Below are 19,596 nucleotides of genomic sequence, written 5' to 3' on the forward strand. Positions count from 1 at the left end.
CCATCCTGCACACCGGCATCACCGTGGAGATCGTCGCCCGACTCGCCGGGCTGCCCATGTCCACGGCGTGGGAGTGCGCCGAACTGCTCACCCAGGCCCGCATCCTCACCCCGCCCGACCCGGCCAACCGCCAGCCGGACGACGGCGACCTGGTGTTCGTCCACCCCCTGATCGCCACCGCCGTCTACGACTCGATCCTGCCCAGCGTCCGCACCGCGTTCCACGGCGTGGCCGCGACCGTCGTCACCGAGTCCGGACGCGGGCCCGCGGCGGCCTCCCGCCACCTCATCGAGGTCCTCCCCGACGGCGAACCCGAACTCGTCGAACAACTCCGGGCCGCCGCGACCGAGCACCTCGCCGTCGGCGCCCCCGAAGCGGCCCGGCGCTGCCTCGAACGCGCCCTCCAGGAACCGCCCCGCCCCGACGTCCGCGTACGCGTCCTCTACGAACTGGGCTGTGCCACCCTCCTCACGGCCCCCGCCAAAACAGTCGAATACCTCCGCTCGGCCCTCGCGGAACCGGGCCTCGACAACGCAGAACGAGTGAACGCGGTATTCCGCCTGTCCCAGGCGCTGCTCCACAACGATCAGTCGGACGAGGCCATCCGGACGGTCGACGCGGAGATCGCGCGCCTGGACTCCGGACCCGCCAGGATGCGGCTGCAGGCCGTGCGCTACATGTGGGACACCATCCATGTGGGTGAGGAACTCCCGCCGGCGCACTCCGAGGCGCTTGCCCGACTCGCGGAGACCTGCAGGGGCAGGGACAACTCCGAACGCGCGCTGCTCATCCTGCGCGGCTACGACGCGATGACACGGGGTGAGAACGCCGAGGTGGTCGCCGAACACTGCGACCGCGCACTCGTCAACGGCCGCCTCGCGCCGGGACTCGGCTGGACGGACACCGAGTGGGGCATCGAACTGCTGTTGTTGCTGGCCGTCGCGTACGCCTACGCGGACCGGCTCGACCGGGCGGAAGGACTGTGCACGGAGGCTCTGCGGACCTATGAGTCCGCCGGTTGGAGCGGCGGTCACCTCGCTCTGGCCCACGCGCACGTGGGGCTCATCCATCGTCTGAGGGGCAGGCTCAAGGAGGCGGAGACCTTCCTGCGCCAGTCGCTGGTGCTCGCCGAGCGGGTCGGCAGGGGACTGCCGCTGTACTGGAGCGCCACCTGCAACCTCGTCGACACACTGCTCGTCCGCGGGCACATCCAGGAGGCCTGGGAGGTCGCCGAGCAGTACAACTTCGCGCCGCCGTACCCGTCCACCATCGTGATGCCGGAGCCCCGCTCCGTGCGGGGCCGACTGCTCCTCGCCGTGGGCCGCACCAAGGAAGGCATCAACGAGTTGGAGGCCGCCGAGAAGGCGACCGCTGCCCGGGGCCACTACAACACGGTCTCCGCGACGTGGGGCGGGGCGCTCGCCCGGGCCCTCGCCAACGAGGACCCCCGTCGTGCGGCCGAGCTCGCCGCCACCGTCCGTCGCCGCGCCGAACGCTTCGGCACGGACACGGCCATCGGCGAGGCGCTCCGCCTCGAGGCCTCCCTCGCCACGGGCAAGCAGGCCGCGTCCCTGTACGCCAAGGCCGTCACCTACCTGGAGGCCTCACCCGCCGCCTATGAACATGCCGCGGCCCGCGTCGAATACGGCATCGCCACCCGCTCGACCTCCGAACTCCAGCGGGGCCTCACCCTGGCCGAGTCCTGCGGGGCGGACGGCCTCGTCGACCGTGCACGGGAGGCCATCGCCCGGCTCGTCTAGGCCGCCTCTGTCGGGCTCACCGCGGCGGCGGTCGTGACCGCGGAGCCGGATGGACCCCGCGGGTGGCGTGTGCTGCGACCGGGGGCCCCGACGGCTTCTTCTCCGGCTCGGCACCGCCGCTGGACCGACCGTGCGTCGAGGGCTTGCGGGTCTGGTCGGCGGCGGGCCGCGGACGATGCTCCGGTACCCGTGCTGGTCACGCTGCGAGGGAGGGCCCTCCCTGATGGTCAGGCCTCTCCCTCCCTCACTTCCTCCGCCAGCACCCGCTGAGCCGTGGCGAAGGCCGAGTTGGCTGCGGGGACTCCGCAGTAGACGGCTGTCTGGAGGAGGACCGCGGCGATGTCGTCGGGGGTGAGGCCGTTGCGGCGGGCCGCTCGGATGTGCATGGCCAGTTCGTCGTAGTGGCCGTGGGCGACCAGCGCGGTCAGCGTGATCATGCTGCGTTCGCGGCGCGAGAGCGTCGGGTCGGTCCAGATCTCCCCCCAGGCGTAGCGGGAGATGAAGTCCTGGAAGCGGGCCGTGAACGGCGACTGGCGGGACTGGGCGCGGTCCACGTGCGGATCGCCGAGGACCTGGCGGCGCACCTCCATCCCCCGCCCCGGATACCCGTCGAAGTGCGCGCGCAGCGCGGCCAGCACCGCCTCCGGGCGTTCGGCAGGCGCGAGATGGGACGCGCCGGACAGTTCCGTGAGCGACGAACCCGGCACCGCGTCCGCGATCTCCCGCAGATGCGCCGGCGGGGTCGCCGGATCCTCCCGCCCGGCGATCAACAGCGTCGGCGCCGTGATCCCCGCCAGCGCGTCACGGATGTCGAAGGACGCGAGCGCGTCACAGCACGCGGCGTACGCCTCCGGGTCGGCCCGACGGTGGTCGTCGACCAGCTCCGGCACGGTGAACCCGGGGGTGAACCAACGGGAGTCGGCGGTCTCGGCGAGCCCCGCCAGCCCCTCCCGCCGCACCAGTTCGGCCCGTTCCCGCCACGGCTTCTCCCCGTTGAAGTGGGACGAGGAGCAGATCACCGCGAGGGACGAGATCCGCTCCGGGTGGTGCGCGGCGAGTTGCAGACCCACCGCCCCGCCGAGGGACACCCCCGCGTACGCGAACCGTTCGACGCCCAGCGAGTCGGCGAGGGCCAGCACCAGCGCGGCCAGGTCGTCGACCGTCGCCCCGGCGGCGATCAGATCGGCGGGGGAGCCGCCGTGCCCCGGCAGGTCCCAGCGGATCACCCGGTGGGTGATCGACAGTTCGGGCGCCACCTTGTCCCACAGTCTGGTGGAGGTGCCGAGGGACGGGCCGAGCAGCAGCGGGGGAGCGGAGGCAGGTCCCTCCGCGCGGTGGTCGAGCAGTGTGTCCGTCAACGTCGCTCCAGGGCACGGTCGGTGAGGTCTCCGGCGGAGCCGGTGTAGCGGGCGGGGTCGGTGAGGTCCGTCAGGTCGAGGTCCTTCAGGTCGGGCTCCTCGGCCAGCAGGTCGGCGAGCGGCCGGCCCTCGGTGTGGACGCGGGCGGCGGTCCGGGTGAGCAGCTCCTTGGCTCTGGCCCGGCCGAGTACGGGCGCCAGCTCGGCGGCCAGGCGTTCGGAGACGATCAGCCCGTGGGTGAGGTCGAGATGGTGCCGCATGGCGTCCGCGTCCACCCGGAGCCCCCGGGTCAGCTCCACCGCGTCCCGCGCGGCGCCCCCGACCAGCCGGAGCAGATCCCGCAGCGGCTCCCATTCGGCGTGCCAGGCCCCGGCCGGCCGCTCGTCCTCGGCGGCCATCGCCCCGTACAGGGTGGCCGCGAGCTGGGGTGCGCGCCGGGCCGCCGCCGCGATCAGCGTGGAGCGGACCGGGTTCGCCTTGTGCGGCATCGCGGACGAGCCGCCGCCGTTGCCCTCGGCGACCTCCGCGATCTCCGTGCGGGCCAGCGTGAGCACGTCCACCGCGATCTTCCCGAGGGCGCCCGCGGTGAAGGCGAGCGCCCCCGCGAGGTCGGCGATCGGGGTGCGCAGCGTGTGCCAGGGCAACTCCGGTTCCCGTAGACCCAGTTCACGGGCGTACGCGGCGACGAGGGCCCGCGTGTCGACCGGCATGCCCGGTGCCCCGCCGCCGGTCACCGGGGCGAAGACGGTGAAGGCGGCCAACGTGCCTGCCGCTCCGCCCAGTTGGGCGGGCAGGCTCGCCCGTACGACCGCGATCCGGTCCCGGGCGTCCAGCACCAGCGACCGCCAGCCCGCCGCCTTCAGCCCGAACGTCGTCGGCACGGCGTGCTGGGTGAGCGTCCGCCCCGGCATCGCCGTGTCCCGGTGCCCGGCGGCCAGCCCGGCGAGCGCGCTCTCCGTGCCGCCGAGGTCGGCCAGCACCAGGTCCAGGGTGCGGGCGGCGACCAGCATCGTCGCCGTGTCCAGGATGTCCTGACTGGTGGCGCCCCGGTGGACGTACGGGCCGTACGCCGGGCCGACCGCCGCGGTGAGGTCGGCGACCAGGGGGATCACCGGGTTGCCGCCGCCGCGGGCGCGCTCCGCGAGGGACCGTACGTCGAAGGCGCCGGAGCGGGCCGCCTCGGTCACCGCGGTCGCGGCCTCGGCGGGGGCGAGCCCGAGGGCGGCCTGGGCGCGGGTCAGCGCGGCCTCGGTGTCGAGCAGCGCCCTCAGATAGGCGCCGTCGCCGGTCGCGACCGCCGCCGGGGAGCCGGTCCACCCGGGGGCGAGCAGACCGGCGTCGGGCTCGGCCGGGGGCACGTCACGGCCGGCGGGTGAGGAAGTCACCGGAACTCCAGGAAGACCGTTTCGCCCTCGCCCTGGAGGCGGATGTCGAAACGGTAGGTGCCGTCCCCCCGGTCCTCGGCGATCAGCGTGCCGCGGCGCGCCTCCTCCACCTGGGAGAGCAGCGGGTCGGCGGCCAGAGCCGCCTCGTCGCCCGGCAGATAGATCCGGGTGTGCAGGTGGACGAGCAGACCGCGGGCGAAGACGCACACGCTGAGGTAGGGCGCGTTCCGCCCGCGTGCGCCGGGCCGCAGCGTGCGCGCGGTCCAGTGCCCGTTGGCGTCGGTCTGGACGCGGCCCCAGCCGGTGAACTCCACGCCGTTGCGGCCGAGGAAGCCACCGCTCGCGGGGTCGCGCCGCATGGAGCCGTCGACCTGCGGGACGTTGCCGTCGGGGTCCGGGCCCCACAGCTCCACGAAGGCGTCGGGCAGCGGATCGCCCGCGCCGTCGAGGACGTAACCCTGGAGCGCGATGGTGTCGGGGTGGCCGACGGGGGCGATGTCGCCGCCGCCGGGGAACGGCAGGGCGTGTCCGTAGAAGGGGCCGACCGTGTGCGACGGGGTCGGGAGCACCGTCTCGGGACGGCTCGTGTCGATCTTCGTCATGGCAGGTCAGCGTCCTTCTTCTATCCAGGTGGCGTGGGGTCCGTCGAGCACGATGTCCCAGACGTACCCCATGGAGAACTCCGGCACCGACAGGTTGTGGTCGTAGGTGGCGACCAGCCGCTGCCGCGCCGCGTCGTCCGTCACCGACTGGATGATCGGGTCGTACGGGAACAGCGGGTCGCTCGGGAAGTACATCTGCGTCACCAGCCGCTGGGTGAACGCCGTGCCGAAGAGCGAGAAGTGGATGTGGGCGGGCCGCCAGGCGTTGAGGTGCTGGCGCCACGGGTACGGGCCGGGCTGGATCGTCGTGAAGTGGTAGTGCCCGTCGTCGTCGGTGAGGGTGCGGCCGACGCCGGTGAAGTTCGGGTCGAGCGGGGCGTCGTGCTGTTCGCGCTGGTGGGCGTAGCGGCCGGCCGAGTTGGCCTGCCAGATCTCGACCAGCTGGCCGCGGATCGGGCGTCCGTCGCGGTCGAGGAGGCGGCCGGAGACGGTGATGCGCTCACCGATGGGCTCACCGTGGTGCTGCCGGGTGAGGTCGTTGTCGATCTCGGTGATGTCCCGCTCGCCGAAGGCGGGGGAGGACAGCTCCACCACCTCCGGGTCCTTGCTGACGTCGATGGAGACCGGCGGCTGCTTCGGGTGCCGCAGGAGCGAGGACCGGTAGGGGGCGTAGTCGCGACGCGGCTGGTGCTCGACTGGGGCACCGTCGGCGATCCGCTTCTCGTAGGCGGCGTGCTGGGCCGCGATCTCCTGGTCGATGTCCGCTTGGGTGAGTGTCATGAGGGTTCCTTAGCGTTCGAGGACCGGGGCGAGGCCCTGGCCCACGCCGAGCGCCCGGCGAGCAATTAATCAGGGCACTGAGTATTTCAGTGAAGATTCCTTCACGCTGCCACTCGGGGAGTCCGCCGTCAATACCCGTGAGAAGGGCGAGGTCAGACGTGTGCGGCGCTCTGGACACGCTCCGCCGGATGGCAGGTATTGTTCAGTACACAAACGAATCACCGTCCGTGTCGACCTAGCCGAGGAGCGCACATGGCCGCGGTGGACCTCTCCACCCACCCCGGGCACCTGGCCCGGCGGCTGCAGCAGGCGCACTACCTGCTGTGGAACGTGATGGTCTCCGAGGAGATCACCTCGCCGCAGTTCGCGGTCCTCAACACGCTCGTCGCCGAGCCGGGGCTGGACCAGCGCACGGTGGGGGAGCGGGTCGGCCTCGACCGCTCGACGATGTCCGAGGTGATCACCAGGCTCGGCCGCCGGGGCCTGCTCGACAAGGTCCGCGACCCGCAGGACGGACGGCGTTTCCTGCTGCGGCTCACGGAGGACGGCGTACGGACGCACCGCAGGCTGACCGTGCGGACGGCCCGGATGAACCAGGTGTTCCTCGCTCCCCTGTCGGAAGACGAGCAGAATCTGTTCTTCGAGCTGATCCGGCGGGTGGCCGACGCCGCGGAGGAACTGCGCAGTCCGGCGGAACCGCTCCGTCAGGCCTCCGACCGGCTCGGCGGAGCCCCCGCTCCCGACGTGGCGCGTCATGGCGGGGATCCGGTCACTTCTTGACGTACAGCACCCAGACCTGGCCCTTGGCGAAGTTCATGGGCTCGCCGTCCGCAGTCGTGAAGGTCGTGCCGTCCGACGGCGTCTTCCGCTCCCAGTCGGCCTCGAAGACGCGTCCGTCGCGCAGGACCTCGGCCTTCCCCGAGCCCACCGTCTCCGTGTACGGCGTGTTGTTGCCGAGGTAGTCGTGGAACCGGGACTGCCGGATGGTCACGTGCTGCACGACCACCGTGGCCGGAGCGACCCGCGCGCCGTCGGTGAGCACGGTGTCCTGCCCGTCCATGGCGAGCAGCCAGCGCCGCTCCTCGTCGGACCAGGTGAAGGTGAAGCGGGCCGCCGGGTACCGGATCGTGCGGGACTCCTCGGGCGTGCCGCCGGGGGGCGCCTCGCCGTAGCGGAAGCCCGTGGTCAGGGCCTCGGCGCCGGGCGGTGAACCGACCAGCTTCGCGGGGCGCAGATACAGGTTGTGCGGGGCGGGCTTGTCGCTGCCCCGGTAGTACGCGGAACCGGCCTCCCCCGGGGTCTTGGCGTCCAGCGGAGCCCTGTCGATCAGCGGGAGCAGCTTGCTCTGGGCGCCGGAGAAGGCGAGCGTCGGCTCGTCGAACTGGCGCAGGAGCTCCAGGTCGGACTCCCGGGCGCTGCGCACGGGGCCGACGGCGTCCGGGAACCTCGTCGCGTAGACGGCCATCAGCCGGCTCAGGCCGCCCTCGACCTGCTCGGCGTAGACGATGTCCGCGGCGTCCACCCCCGTCTGGGGTCTCGCCGTGCGCACGTTGTCGATCTTCACGGCGAGTATCGAACCCACGGGCGCCGTGGTGCCGGGGCTCCGCGTGGGGCTCTCGCCCTGGCGGTTGTCGTCGCCCGAGCCGCCGCCGGAGCAGCCCGCGAGGAGGGCGCCCGCCGTGAGCGCGGCGAGTACCATGCCCGTCGTCACGTGCCGCCGAGTCGACCGCGTCACGTGCCGCCGAGTCCGCCGCGCCTTCAGTTTCATGCCCACCGTGCCCATCCTTCGTTGAGTTTGTCTTTGATTGTGGGCTTATAGGCGGATAGATGGCTATCCCTGTCTTCTTCTGACCGCATCCGATCGACCGGGCCGACCGTGCTCCGAGGTGGTTCGGGACTGGGGCTCCGGGTACTCGTGCCGGACCTGCGAGGCCGAGTCGAGGGACGGAGCGGGACGCGATGAAGGCAGTGACATGGCAGGGCAGGCGGGACGTACGCGTCGAGACCGTGCCCGACCCGACGATCCAGGAGCCGACGGACGCGGTCATCCGCATCACCTCCACCGGGCTGTGCGGCTCCGATCTGCACCTCTACGAGGTGCTCACACCGTTCATGACGCCGGGCGACATCCTCGGTCATGAACCCATGGGCATCGTCGAGGAGGTCGGTGCCGGAGTACCGGACCTCGCGGCGGGCGACCGGGTGGTGGTGCCGTTCCAGATCGCCTGCGGCAACTGCTGGATGTGCCTCACCGGGCTGCCCACCCAGTGCGAGACCACCCAGTGCACCGCCGAGGGCATGGGCGCGGCCCTCTTCGGCTACACCCGGCTGTACGGCGCGGTGCCGGGCGCCCAGGCCGAGTACCTGCGGGTCCCGCAGGCCCAGTTCGGGCCGATCAAGGTGCCGGAAGGCCCGCCCGACGACCGGTTCGTCTACCTCTCCGACGTGCTCCCCACCGCCTGGCAGGCAGTCGAGTACGCGCACATCCCGCCCGGTGGCAGCGTCGCCGTGCTCGGTCTGGGGCCCATCGGCGACATGGCCTGCCGGGTCGCCCGGGTACGCGGCGCCGAGCAGGTGTTCGGTGTGGACCTGGTGCCCGAGCGACTGCGCCGGGCCCGCGCACGCGGCGTCGAGACGTACGACCTCAGGGACTTCGACAGCCAGAAGGAACTCGTGGCCGCGATCCGCGACCGCACGGCCGGGCGCGGCCCCGACTCCGTGATCGACGCCGTCGGCACCGAGGCCCACGGCAGCGCGGCGGCCAAGCTCGCCCAGACCGCGGCCGGCCTGCTGCCCCGCACCATCGGCGCCAAGTTCGCGGAACATCTCAGCGTCGACCGGCTCGCCGCCCTGCACACCGCCATCGAGCTGGTGCGGCGCGGCGGCACCATCTCCATCTCCGGGGTGTACGGAGGCACCGCCGACCCCATGCCGCTGCTCACCATGTTCGACAAGCAGATTCAGCTGTGCATGGGCCAGGCCAACGTCCGCACCTGGAGTGACGACATCCTGCCCCTCCTCACCGACGAGGACCCGCTGGGTGTCGACGACTTCGCCACCCACCGCATGCCGCTCTCCGAGGCACCGCACGCCTACGAGATGTTCCAGCGGAAGGACGACGGCGTGGTGAAGGTACTGCTGGAGCCGTGAGCGAACCTGAGGTCCCGGCCGTGAGCGAACCTGAGGTCCCGTCCGGAGGGTGTGGCGCTACGGGCCGAGGATCTCCGCCAGGTCGTAGTTCACCGGCTCCTCCAGCTGGGCGTAGGTGCAGCTCTCGGGGGTGCGGTCCGGGCGCCAGCGGCGGAAGCGGGCCGTGTGGCGGAAGCGGACGCCGTTCTCCATGTGGTCGTACGCCACCTCGGCGACCCGGTCGGGCCGCAGCGGCACCCAGGACAGGTCCTTCTTCCCCGACCAGCGGCTCGGCGCGCCCGGCAGCCGCGCGGTCTCATGAGCCGCCTCGTCGGCCCACGCGGCCCAGGGGTGCTCCCGGACGTCCGGCATCCGCGACGGCTCCAGCTCGGTCACCAGCTCGGCCCGCCGCTTCATGGGAAACGCGGCGGACACCCCCACGTGCTGGAGGGTGCCCCCGTCGTCGTACAGGCCGAGCAGCAGGGAACCGACGACGGGTCCGCTCTTGTGCAGCCGGTACCCGGCGACCACCACGTCCGCCGTCCGCTCGTGCTTGATCTTGAACATGGCCCGCTCGTCCTGGCGGTAGCGCAGATCGAGCGGCTTGGCGATGACCCCGTCCAGGCCCGCGCCCTCGTACTGCTCGAACCACCGCTCGGCCACCTCGCGGTCCGTGGTCGCCGGGGCGAGATGGACGGGGGCCGTCACACCGGCCAGGGCGCGTTCGAGGAGCGCGCGCCGGTCGGTCAGCGGGACGTCGGTCAGGGACTCGTCGTTCAGGGCGAGCAGGTCGAAGGCGACGAAGGAGGCGGGCTGGGTGCCGGCCAGCATTCGGACACGGGAGTCCGCGGGGTGGATGCGCTCGGTGAGCGCGTCGAAGTCGAGGCGGCCCTCCCGGACGATCACGATCTCGCCGTCCATCACGCACCGCTGCGGCAACCGCTCCGCGAGCGACTCCACCAGCTCCGGGAAGTACCTGGTCAGCGTCTTGCCCGTACGGCTGCCCAGCTCCACCTCGGGTCCGTCGCGGAACACGATCGCCCGGAAACCGTCCCACTTCGCCTCGTAGTGCATGTGCGGCGGGATCTTCGCCATGGACTTGGCGAGCATCGGCTTCACGGGCGGCATCACCGGCAGATCCATGCTCTGATTCTGCGACCCCGCGCGGGGATTCGCCCGGTATGCGGCATGCGTCGCCTCCGCCTACCGTGGCCGCATGGCTGATGCGGTGGAGTTGGAGGTGGCGGGCCGGACGGTGCGGCTGTCCAGCCCTGACAAGGTGTTCTTCCCGGAGCGCGGTTTCACGAAGCTGGACCTCGCCCGGTACTACATCGCCGTCGGCCCCGGCATCCTGCGGGCCCTGCGCAACCGGCCCACGACCCTGGAGCGCTACCCGGAGGGGGTGACCGGCGAGAACTTCTTCCAGAAGCGGGCCCCGAAGAACATGCCCGACTGGATCCCCACCGCCCACATCACCTTCCCCAGTGGCCGCAGCGCCGACGAGATGTGCCCGACCGAGGTCGGGGCCGTCGTCTGGGCCGCGCAGTTCGGCACGCTCACCTTCCATCCGTGGCCGGTCCGGCGCGACGACGTCGACCACCCCGACGAACTCCGCCTCGACCTCGATCCGCAACCCGGCACCGACTACGCCGACGCCGTCCGCGCCGCCCACGAGCTGCGTTCCGTCCTCCATGACTACGGCGACCTGCGCGGCTGGCCGAAGACCTCCGGCGGACGCGGCCTGCATGTGTTCGTCCCGATCGCCCCGCACTGGACGTTCACCCAGGTCAGACGGGCCGCGATTGCCGCCGCCCGGGAACTGGAACGCCGGATGCCGGACCAGGTGACCACGGCGTGGTGGAAGGAGGAGCGGGGCGAGAAGATCTTCATCGACTACAACCAGACCGCCCGTGACCGCACCATCGCCTCCGCCTACTCCGTACGGCCCCGCCCGCACGCCCCCGTCTCCGCGCCCCTCACCTGGGACGAGGTGGGCTCCGCCGTGCCCCGCGACTTCGACCTCGCCACGATGCCGGTGCGCTACGCCGAACGCGGCGACGTCCACGCCGACATGGACGACCACGCGTACTCGCTGGAGGCGCTGCTCGAACTGGCCGCACGCGACGAGCACGACCACGGTCTGGGCGACCTGCCGTATCCGCCGGAGTACCCGAAGATGCCGGGCGAGCCGAAGAGGGTGCAGCCGAGCCGAGCGAAGAAGGGGTGACCCGCGACTTACCGGCCATTCCGGAACTCTTCGAGCGAGGTCACGCTGCTTGGTTCGGGACCGTGGGCGGCGGGGGTCTGACGCAGGGCGGCGGCGACAAGCCCTTCGAGGGGCTCGCGCGGCACTTCGCCGCCACACACCAGTCGGTCGAAGACCAGCCCGTCGATGCAGGTCAGCAGGGTGTGGGTACGGTTCTCCACATCCGGCACGCCCTGATGGTCGAGGAACAGTCGGACGGCCTCGCGGCCGGCGTTCTCGCGGGGGATGAGGATCTCGCGCAGTTCGGGGTCCCGCACGCTCTCGACGGCACAGGCGTAACGGGCGAGCGAGCGGCGGCGGCCCTCGCCGGTGAGTCGCTGTCGGGTGAGCAACACCATGCCGTCTACCAGTTCCTCGACCGTGCGGATGGGCGGGAGATGCTCGGCCATCGTTTGCAGTTCCTCCTGGTCGAGTTGGACCAGGCGTCTGACGAGTCCGGTGAGCAGCGCGGCCCGGGTGCGAAAGTACGCCGACGTGGTACCGGGCGGCAGGGCCGCCCTACGGTCGACCGCCCGGTGGGTCAGGCCGCGGATCCCTTCGTCGGCGAGTACGTCGAGAGCCGCGTCCGCGAGGAGGGTGCGTCGATCCGAAGCCATGGCTCCTTTCTACACCTGTAGAGCCTCGGATAGGGTGATCCTTCTACAGATGTAGAAGCGCTGGGGGTTCGGCATGGGTGGCACGGCAGTGGTGGTCGGAGGGGGCATCGGCGGGCTGGCCGCGGCGATCGGCCTGCGCCGCATCGGATGGGACGTGACGGTCGTGGAGCGCGCGTCCGTGCTTGAGGACGCGGGGGCGGGCATTTCACTGGCCGCCAACGGCGTGCGGGCACTTGACGAACTCGGCGTCGGCGATGCGGTGCGGGACGCCTCGCGCGGCCAGTACAGAGGCGGCACCCGCACCCCGGAGGGTGGTTGGCTGGCCCGGATGGACGGCGCGGCGCTGGAGAAAGCGGTGGGCACGCCGATCATGGGCATCCCCCGCTCCACCTTGCACCGGCTGCTTCGCGAGGCCCTGCCCGCCGAGGCGCTGCTGATCGGTGCCGAGGCCGACTCGGTCCGGCAGATCGGCCCCGGGACGGTTCGAGTCGTCTGCGGCGACACGGTCCTGAACGCCGATCTGGTGGTGGCGGCCGACGGCATCGGCAGCAAGGTGCGCGGCCTTCTCCTCCCGGCCCACCCCGGCCCGGTCTACAGCGGCTCGACGGTGCTGCGCGCCATCACCGAGCAGGTGGTCGAACTGCGCACCGACTTCGAGCTGACCTGGGGGCAGGGGGCCGAGTTCGGGCACATCGCCCTTCTCGGCGGGCGGGCCGAGTGGCACGCCGTCCTCAACCTGCCCGCCGGGACACGGTTCGCCGACCCGCTGGCCGAACTGCGTCGACGGTTCCGCCACTGGCACGACCCGATCCCCGCGCTGTTCGACGCGACCCGGCCCGCCGCCGTGCTCCACCACGACGTCAACGAAATCCGCACCCCGCTCCCCTCGTACAAGGTCGGCCGGATCGCGCTCCTCGGCGACGCGGCACACGCGATGACCCCCAACCTCGGACAGGGCGCCTGCCAGGCGCTGGAGGACGCGGTCACATTGGCCGCCGCGCTCACCACCGAGCCCACCGTCGAAGCCGCGCTCACCCGCTACGACGCCGAGCGCCGGCCGCGCAGCCAGGCGGTCGCGCGCGCTGCCCGGCAGGCCGGGCGGATGGGCCAGCAGCTCTCCCACCCGCTGGCCGTCACCCTGCGCAACACGGCAATGCGGCTGACGCCCTCCCACCTCGCGACCCGCTTGATCCTTCGACACCACGCCTGGGTCCCACCCCAACTGAACTGATCCGATTCGCGCCCCCGCCGACTCGCTACCAGAGGTCCTCCCCGCCCCCGAGCGGCAAAACGATCAGTTGGGCGGCCGGCGCTCGAGCCCCGGCCTGCCCAGAGGCCCCGAGCCCGTCATCGCCGCCTCGACCAAGGGGGCGGCGTCTCTCCCGGCGGGCGTCGAACGCCGTACTAGCCGGTGGCGTAGTCGGCGAGGGCGGGTTCCAGCAGGTCGAAGACCTGGGCCGCCTCGGCGGTGATGGTCCGGGCGATCCGCTCGCCGGGGTGGCCGGCGAGAGTCAGCTCCTGGATGCGCTGGAACAGCGTGCGGTGCGCGCTGCCCAGCACTTCGGCGACGGTCCGGACGGTGATGTCGTCGGGGTCGGCGCCGGTGGCCTCGGCGAGCGCCCGGGCGAGGTGCTGTGCCCGCTGGTCGTGGAGGCCGCGGACGCACGAGCTCAGGGTGGGGCTGCCGGCGATCATGCGGGCGAACTCCTGCCCGGAGAACCCGGCGACCGGGTCCTGGGCTGCGACGGAGTCGGCGAAGGCCCGGCGCAGTGCGGCCAGCGCGGATTCCCCCGGTTGCCGCGCGTCCACGGCTCGGGCCAGCGAGGTGGCGAACCGGTCCTGATGGTCCAGCGCCAGGTCTTCCTTGCGGGGGAAGTAGTTCGTGACGGTCTTCTTGGCGACGCGGGCGGCGGCGGCGATCTCGGCGATGGTCGTCTGCTCGAAGCCCTGGGCGATGAACAGCCGTGTCGCGTGATCGGAGATGAGCTGCCGGGTCTCCTGCTTCTTGGTCTCTCGAAGCCCGGCCTTGAGAGGCGGCACCTGGGTAGCCATGGCGGAATCTTACCCCTGTGGCATTTTTGTGTTGACGTCAAGAATGGTCATGGGTAAGTTTACGTCGGTAGTAAGTTTATGTCGATTAGATGGATGGGGGCGGGTGGCGTGTCCGTCTCCACCGCATCCAGGGAGTCTTGTGCAGTTCACCTCCTCCACCGTCTCGCTGACCGTGGACGACATCACCCGTTCGCAGGAGTTCTTCACCGCCCACCTGGGCTACGCCGTCCGGCACGCCGCCGACGGCTTCGTGTCCCTGTCGCACGACGACGCGGTCGACGTCGTCCTGCTCGCCCGCGGGATCGAGGTGCTGCCGCCCGAGCAGCGTGACCAGCGCGTCAGTGGTCTGATCCTGGCCTTCACCGTCGCCTCCGGTCTGGCGGACGAGGAGAAGCGGCTGCGTGAGGCCGGGGTCCGGATCACCATGCCGTTGCGCGAGGAGCCGTGGGGCGAGCGCCTGTTCCAGGTCACCGACCCCAACGGGGTGATCATCCAGTTCGTCGAGTGGGCTGCCGCCGAGCACGGCTGACCCCGAGCGCGGCTGGCCCGAGCCGGCGGCGCTCCCGCAGCCGGTTCGGCTGGGACGCCCTCGATCCGCCCTCCGTGCACCACCGTTGTCCGGCCACCGATCCAGAAGGAATCCTTCGTGCGCAAGCTCGTGTACTACATCGCCTCCACCCTCGACGGCTTCATCGCCGGGCCCGACGGCGCCGACCCCACGGGACCTGACGGTTTCTGGCCCGTCACCGGCGACTATGTGCAGTACCTCGCCGCGGAGTACCCCGAGACCCTGCCCGCCCCGGCGAGGAAGGCTCTGTCCATCGAGGCCGAGGGCACCCACTTCGACACCGTCCTCGAAGGACGCAAGACCTATGAGATCGGCCTCAAGGCCGGGATCGCCGACGCCTACCCCCACCTGCGGCACCTGGTCTTCTCCACCACCATGACCGAGAGCCCCGACCCGGCCGTGGAGCTGGTCACGAGTGACCCGGTGGCGAAGGTGCGGGAGCTGAAGCAGGAGGACGGCAAGGACCTCTGGCTGATCGGCGGCGGCGAACTCGCGGGCGTCCTGTACGACGAGATCGACCAACTGATCGTCAAACTGGGCCCCTTGACCATAGGCACCGGGATCCCTCTCTTCGGCCGCTCGGCCGCCTTCGATCCGCGCGTCTGGAACCTGACGGACCACGTCGTCCTGGAGGGCGGGGCGGCGTTCCTCACTTACACCCGCGGCTGAGGACGGTTCGACCAGGCCGACGGGTCCGCCCGCGACCTCAGTCGGTCTCGAACGCCCCTACCATGCGTCGGCAATCCCTGAGCAACTCCTCGTCCGACGTCACGTCCCCCCGTACGTTCACGCCGGCGTGGGCCGTCTCGTGGGTGGTGTCGGTGCGGTGGCGGCGGGGTGAGGACAGTTCCGCCCGGACGAGGGGGAGGGCCGGGGCCGCCGCGGGGCCCATCCCGACGAGACAGGCGGCGATCTCCGGGCGGTGCACCGGCTGGGCGGTCCAGTGGTGCGACAGCACCGGCAGCGCTTCCTCCGCGTCTCCGGTGATCCGCCACAGGGCGACGGCCTCGTCGACGCCCTGTGGCTCGGGCCCGCGCAGGCTCGCCGCGAGCGACACGGCCGCCGGGCCGAGCGAGCCGATCACCTGGAGGGCGGCCCTCCGCTCGTACCGGTGCTCGGACCGAAGACCGGCGCTCAGGGCGGGAAGCACCGCCTCGGCGTCACCGGTCACCGCCCACAGGGCCGCCGCGGCCTCGGTGCGGTCGGAATCGCGGGCAGCGGCCCCCGAGACCCGCTCCCGCAGCAGCGGGGCGGCTTCGGCCGCCGCCGTGCCGTAGCGGGCCAGGGCCTTCAGCGCGTGACGCCGGGCCGCCGCGTCGTCGCCGCTGTCGCGGAGCGCCGCGACGACCAGCGGCAAGGACGGCTGATGCCGGAGAATGCCCAGCCCGTCGAGGAGCCGGCGCCGGGTGACACCCCGGTCGTCCGGGTCGAGGTCGGCGAGCCGCTCATGCAGCACCGGGCCCAGCTCCGCGCCCGCCTCCGGCCCGTAGGCCGTCAGCCACCGCGCGGTCTCCTCCGGTGGGTCCAGCCGGCTCAGGACGGACTTCAGGGCGTTCAACGCCCGGTCGTCGCCCTGGAGCGCCAGCACCTCCATGGCCCTGCCGATCGCCGTGTCGAGCCAGCGCAGGCCGTCCATGGGCTCGGTCCGCCCGCTCTCCCACCAGTCCTCGACGAACGCCACCACATCGTCGGCCACCACCCGGGCGACCGGCGCGAGATACCGCAGCTCGGTCAACGCGGCCTTGTTCAAACGGAGTTCGGGCTCCCGCAGCTGCCCGGCGAGCGCGAAGAGCGGCTCGTCGTCCGGGATCCGCCAGCCCGTCATCAGCGCCCCGGCCATCCTGATCGCCGCCATGCGCTGACCCCAGTCCGCGCTGCCCAACTGCCCGAGGAGCAGCGGAAACCGCAGGTCGGTCCGGTCGCCCAGCGCGTGGTGCAACTCCAGGAGGAGGTCGGGAGTGGCGTCGGTGTCGGCGAGCGCGTAGTGCGTGGCCTCCAGGTCGCGCAGATACGACACCATCGTGTCCGTCCGCGGCCGTTCCCTGGCCGGCTCGGCCGCGCGGGCGGCGGACGCCTTCCGCTCGTACGCGGAGCGCAGCGTGTCCAGGGCGATCCGCACACTGTTCGCGGGCAGGGACCGCGGGGCGCAGCGCGCCAGCTGGACGAGAGCCGCCAGCCGCAGTTCGTGATCGGCACCCCCCGAGAGCACCATCTCGCGCAGGACGGGCTCGGCCGCGTCACCCAACTGCTCCGGGTGCGCGCCGGCCAGCTCGCCGATCGCCCCCACCAGGGCACGCAGTGCCCCGGGGTCCCGCTCCACCGGAAGCCGCCCACACAACGCGTCGAACACCCGCGTGGGCTGCGGATGCACCTCGGCCAGCGCTTCGGCGGCCGCCGCCCGTACCTCCGGATCAGGGTCGCCGAGCAGCGCGAGGAAGGCGTCGGCGCGCTCCCGGACCCCGGCCCAGGCGTCCAGATACAGCTGGACGTACGCCGCGTTCTCCCGCTCGTCCTCGAACGGGGCGTCCAGCTCGGCCGGGTCGGGGTTGCGCCCACCGGCGACGCTGCACAGCAACCGCACGATCGCCGCCCGGTCCGGAAGGCCCGGCATCGACGCCAGTTCGAAGAGGAACGGTATGCAGGCCACCGTGCTGTCGTACACATCGCCCTGGTGGTGCACCGCCCCGTACAGGCCGTCCAGCGCGATGTCCCGCATGGCGGGGTCCTGCGACGCCAGGCCCCACAGCAGGTCGGGGACGTCGGTCGCGGAATCGGTGTACGCATGCCCCATCGACGCCCAGTCGACGTCGTCGATCCCCGTGAGCACCAAGGCCTCCCCGTTGTGCGGTGGCGTACGGCAGCCACGGGTCACAGCATGCCGTACGCCACTGACAACGGGCCGGGGGCGAGCGGGCGCTAAAGCTCCTTGATCCGGATGTCCCGGTAGGAGACCACGTCCGTCGTTCCGTGCACCTGGAGCCCGAGGTAGCCGGAGGCGAACCGCCGCCCGTCCGTGCCCGGGTCGTCCGCGCGGGGCGGCGCGAAGTCCTGGCCGCCGGTGTTGTCGAACTCGTTGATCAGCACCCCGTTGCGGTACACGGAGTAGTGCTGGTCGACCACACGGATCTCGTAGTCGTTCCAAGTGCCCTTCTGCGTGACGCCCGCGCCGGCGAGCCCCACGCGGTCGAAGCCGTAGACCGACCCCGTCTTGTACATGTCGCCGTCGGGCCGGTCCAGGACCTGCACCTCATGGCCGTACTTGATGGCGACCCACTCCGGCCGCGACTCCTCCGGGTGCTCGTGGACCCACGGGAACCGCACGAACACCCCGGAGTTGGCGTTCGACGTGCCGGGCGCGTCGTCACGCCACTGCAGGCGCAGCGAGAAGTCGCCGTACTTCCGCTCCGGGAACCACAGCATGCCCAGCCCGTCCTTCGTCGTCCCGGACGTGATCGAGCCGTCGGCGTTCCGGGCGAACGAACCGCCGCCCACCTGCTGCCACTTGGCGAACGACTCGGCCGTGCCGTCGAGGATCGTGCGGTAGCCCTCGGTCTGCCCGGGCCTGCCGATGCCGGACTCCGCCGCGGCCTCCTTCACCGCGTCGTACTCGCGCTGGTCGACGACCCCGTCCTTCAGCAGCCTGTCGAGGACGGTGTCGACGTGCTTCAGGAACAGGGCGTGGGACGTCCACTCCTTCTCGTCCTCGATCAGTTCGTTGATGCGGCACCGGTTGTTCGTGACCCGGTTCGGCACGCCCGAGTCGACCGTGCCGACGAACACCGTCAACCGCTCGTCGTACTCCGCGCAGTTGGGCGCGGGGACGCCGCCGCCCGCGACGACCGTGAAGGTCGCCGAGCGCGCGGGTGCGGTGTTGCCCGCCTTGTCGCTCGCCCGGTACGCCACGGTGTGCGTGCCCGCGCGGTCGACGACCACGGGGGAGGTGTAGGCGAGATAGGGGCCGCCGTCCAGGGAGTACTCGATCCCGGCGACACCCGATCCGCCGTGGTCCGTGGCGCTGACGGTGACCTTCGCGTTCCTCAGGTAGGCGCCGGCAGAGTTCCGCTCGCCCTCGACGGTCACCCCGGTCACCGGCGGTGTCGTGTCGGCGGCGGGCGGGGCCACGACCGTGAACCCGACGTTCTTCGCCGCCGAGACATTGCCCGCCTTGTCCGTGGCCCGGTACCGCACGGTGTGCGTGCCGACCTCGTGGACCATCACCGGAGCCGTGTACGGCCGCCAGGCGCCCGAGTCGCCGAGCGCGTACTCGACGGTGTTGACGCCCGAGCCGGTGTCCGACGCGGAGACGGTGACCGTGGCCATGGAGACGTACTGGCCCTGCGCGTCGCGCTCACCGGTCACCGTCGCCGAGGTCTCCGGCGCGGTGGTGTCGTCGGTCGGCGGGGCGACGACGGTGAACTCCACGCTCTTCTCGGCGGCCGTGTTGCCCGCCTTGTCGACGGCCCGGTAGCGGACCTTGTGGCTGCCCACCCGGTCCGTCACGACGGGGGTGGTGTACGGCACCCAGGCGCCCGAGTCGCCGGTCGCGTACTCGATCCGCTCGACCCCGGAGCCGCCCGTGTCGGTCGCGGTGACGGTGACGGTCGCCGAACCGACGTACGCGCCCTCGGAGTTCCGGGTGCCGCTCACGGTCGCCGAGGTCTCGGGCGCGGTGGTGTCCTCGCCGGTGCCCTCGGTGACCACGAGGATGCCCTGCATCTGCCCGTGGCCGGGGATGGTGCAGTAGTAGCGGTAGCGGCCGGGGGTGAGCGTGACCTCGGCGGTGTGACGGCCGCCCCGGTCGTCGTTCGGGTTGGCCAGGATGTTCAGCGGGACGTCGTGGTTGTACTCGGGGTCCGAGACGTCGAACGTCAGGGTGTGCGGCATGCCCGTCGTGTTGCCGGTGGCCGCGCTGTTCTCGAACACGAGGGTCGTCACGCCCGCCACCGCGGTCCTCGGGGCGGTCGTGTATTTGGTGATGTCGTCGCCGGCGGTCCAGGTGAGCACCTGGGCCGCGGCCTCGGCGGCCGGCTCGGCCCGCCCGGAGGCGGGCGTCGCCGTGAGGCCGAGCATCATCAGCAGGGCCGCCACCAGGGCCGCCCA

At 71.9% G+C, this 19,596-nt stretch carries 17 protein-coding genes; 7 read left to right on the forward strand and 10 right to left on the reverse strand.

Features of this window, described 5'->3' with window-relative positions:
* On the forward strand, positions 1 to 1,760 hold a 1,760-nt coding region (locus tag M8J73_RS24440), incomplete at its 5' end, for an ATP-binding protein (protein WP_249829057.1).
* 227 nt (positions 1,761 to 1,987) lie between these two features.
* On the opposite strand, the gene pcaDC is transcribed toward M8J73_RS24440, so the two are convergent.
* The 4 genes from pcaDC to pcaH are packed head-to-tail and all read right to left on the reverse strand — an operon-like array spanning position 1,988 to position 5,885.
* Positions 1,988 to 3,118 carry a bifunctional 3-oxoadipate enol-lactonase/4-carboxymuconolactone decarboxylase PcaDC gene (gene pcaDC / locus M8J73_RS24445; protein WP_055541881.1) on the reverse strand — a complete coding sequence of 377 codons (1,131 nt, stop codon included), beginning with the start codon at positions 3,116 to 3,118 and terminating at the stop codon, positions 1,988 to 1,990.
* Positions 3,115 to 4,503 (reverse strand): 3-carboxy-cis,cis-muconate cycloisomerase, encoded by a 1,389-nt coding sequence (gene pcaB / locus M8J73_RS24450; protein WP_372504010.1) that lies wholly within the window; start codon positions 4,501 to 4,503, stop codon positions 3,115 to 3,117. The genes pcaDC and pcaB overlap by 4 nt, the downstream gene beginning before the upstream one ends.
* The gene (gene pcaG / locus M8J73_RS24455; RefSeq protein ID WP_055541882.1) at positions 4,500 to 5,105 is read right to left on the reverse strand and encodes a protocatechuate 3,4-dioxygenase subunit alpha; all 606 of its coding nucleotides are present in this window, start codon (positions 5,103 to 5,105) and stop codon (positions 4,500 to 4,502) included. The genes pcaB and pcaG overlap by 4 nt, the downstream gene beginning before the upstream one ends.
* A gap of 6 nt (positions 5,106 to 5,111) precedes the next feature.
* Positions 5,112 to 5,885, reverse strand: a complete 774-nt coding sequence (gene pcaH, locus M8J73_RS24460) for a protocatechuate 3,4-dioxygenase subunit beta (protein ID WP_055541883.1) — start codon at positions 5,883 to 5,885, stop codon at positions 5,112 to 5,114.
* Positions 5,886 to 6,137: 252 nt separating this feature from the next.
* Here pcaH and M8J73_RS24465 point away from each other — a divergent pair, with 252 nt between their 5' ends.
* Positions 6,138 to 6,665, forward strand: coding sequence for a MarR family winged helix-turn-helix transcriptional regulator (locus M8J73_RS24465; protein ID WP_240501657.1), 528 nt, complete (start codon positions 6,138 to 6,140; stop codon positions 6,663 to 6,665).
* Here the strand turns inward: M8J73_RS24465 and M8J73_RS24470 are convergent.
* Positions 6,655 to 7,653: a DUF3048 domain-containing protein gene (locus M8J73_RS24470; RefSeq protein ID WP_079055158.1), complete on the reverse strand. Its 999-nt coding sequence runs from the start codon at positions 7,651 to 7,653 to the stop codon at positions 6,655 to 6,657. The two genes, M8J73_RS24465 and M8J73_RS24470, sit on opposite strands and share 11 nt — an antisense overlap.
* Before the next feature lie 191 nt (positions 7,654 to 7,844).
* Here M8J73_RS24470 and M8J73_RS24475 point away from each other — a divergent pair, with 191 nt between their 5' ends.
* The gene (locus M8J73_RS24475; protein WP_055541884.1) at positions 7,845 to 9,035 is read left to right on the forward strand and encodes a zinc-dependent alcohol dehydrogenase; all 1,191 of its coding nucleotides are present in this window, start codon (positions 7,845 to 7,847) and stop codon (positions 9,033 to 9,035) included.
* Positions 9,036 to 9,092: 57 nt separating this feature from the next.
* Here M8J73_RS24475 and M8J73_RS24480 read toward each other — a convergent pair whose 3' ends face one another.
* Positions 9,093 to 10,157 (reverse strand): ATP-dependent DNA ligase, encoded by a 1,065-nt coding sequence (locus tag M8J73_RS24480; RefSeq protein WP_055541885.1) that lies wholly within the window; start codon positions 10,155 to 10,157, stop codon positions 9,093 to 9,095.
* Between the two features lie 73 nt (positions 10,158 to 10,230).
* Here M8J73_RS24480 and ligD point away from each other — a divergent pair, with 73 nt between their 5' ends.
* Positions 10,231 to 11,241 carry a non-homologous end-joining DNA ligase gene (gene ligD, locus M8J73_RS24485; RefSeq protein ID WP_249829058.1) on the forward strand — a complete coding sequence of 337 codons (1,011 nt, stop codon included), beginning with the start codon at positions 10,231 to 10,233 and terminating at the stop codon, positions 11,239 to 11,241.
* 8 nt (positions 11,242 to 11,249) lie between these two features.
* Here ligD and M8J73_RS24490 read toward each other — a convergent pair whose 3' ends face one another.
* Positions 11,250 to 11,876: a TetR/AcrR family transcriptional regulator gene (locus M8J73_RS24490; protein WP_249829059.1), complete on the reverse strand. Its 627-nt coding sequence runs from the start codon at positions 11,874 to 11,876 to the stop codon at positions 11,250 to 11,252.
* Positions 11,877 to 11,949: 73 nt separating this feature from the next.
* Here M8J73_RS24490 and M8J73_RS24495 point away from each other — a divergent pair, with 73 nt between their 5' ends.
* Positions 11,950 to 13,107 (forward strand): FAD-dependent monooxygenase, encoded by a 1,158-nt coding sequence (locus M8J73_RS24495; RefSeq protein WP_055543093.1) that lies wholly within the window; start codon positions 11,950 to 11,952, stop codon positions 13,105 to 13,107.
* A gap of 173 nt (positions 13,108 to 13,280) precedes the next feature.
* Here M8J73_RS24495 and M8J73_RS24500 read toward each other — a convergent pair whose 3' ends face one another.
* The gene (locus tag M8J73_RS24500) at positions 13,281 to 13,928 is read right to left on the reverse strand and encodes a TetR/AcrR family transcriptional regulator (protein ID WP_055543094.1); all 648 of its coding nucleotides are present in this window, start codon (positions 13,926 to 13,928) and stop codon (positions 13,281 to 13,283) included.
* 139 nt (positions 13,929 to 14,067) lie between these two features.
* On the opposite strand from M8J73_RS24500, the gene M8J73_RS24505 reads away from it, so the two are divergent.
* Positions 14,068 to 14,457: a VOC family protein gene (locus M8J73_RS24505; RefSeq protein ID WP_055543095.1), complete on the forward strand. Its 390-nt coding sequence runs from the start codon at positions 14,068 to 14,070 to the stop codon at positions 14,455 to 14,457.
* A gap of 117 nt (positions 14,458 to 14,574) precedes the next feature.
* Complete coding sequence (locus M8J73_RS24510) at positions 14,575 to 15,165, forward strand: dihydrofolate reductase family protein (RefSeq protein ID WP_249829060.1); 591 nt, start codon at positions 14,575 to 14,577, stop codon at positions 15,163 to 15,165.
* 37 nt (positions 15,166 to 15,202) lie between these two features.
* On the opposite strand, the gene M8J73_RS24515 is transcribed toward M8J73_RS24510, so the two are convergent.
* Together M8J73_RS24515 and M8J73_RS24520 are read right to left on the reverse strand one after the other, a co-directional pair.
* Positions 15,203 to 17,323 (reverse strand): HEAT repeat domain-containing protein, encoded by a 2,121-nt coding sequence (locus M8J73_RS24515; protein WP_249829061.1) that lies wholly within the window; start codon positions 17,321 to 17,323, stop codon positions 15,203 to 15,205.
* 89 nt (positions 17,324 to 17,412) lie between these two features.
* Entirely contained in the window at positions 17,413 to 19,569 is a 2,157-nt protein-coding gene (locus tag M8J73_RS24520; protein ID WP_240501117.1) for an OmpL47-type beta-barrel domain-containing protein, read from the reverse strand.
* Positions 19,570 to 19,596: the final 27 nt, after the last annotated feature.

This window comes from Streptomyces neyagawaensis, assembly GCF_023516595.1.
Taxonomy (GTDB): Bacteria; Actinomycetota; Actinomycetes; order Streptomycetales; family Streptomycetaceae; genus Streptomyces; species Streptomyces neyagawaensis.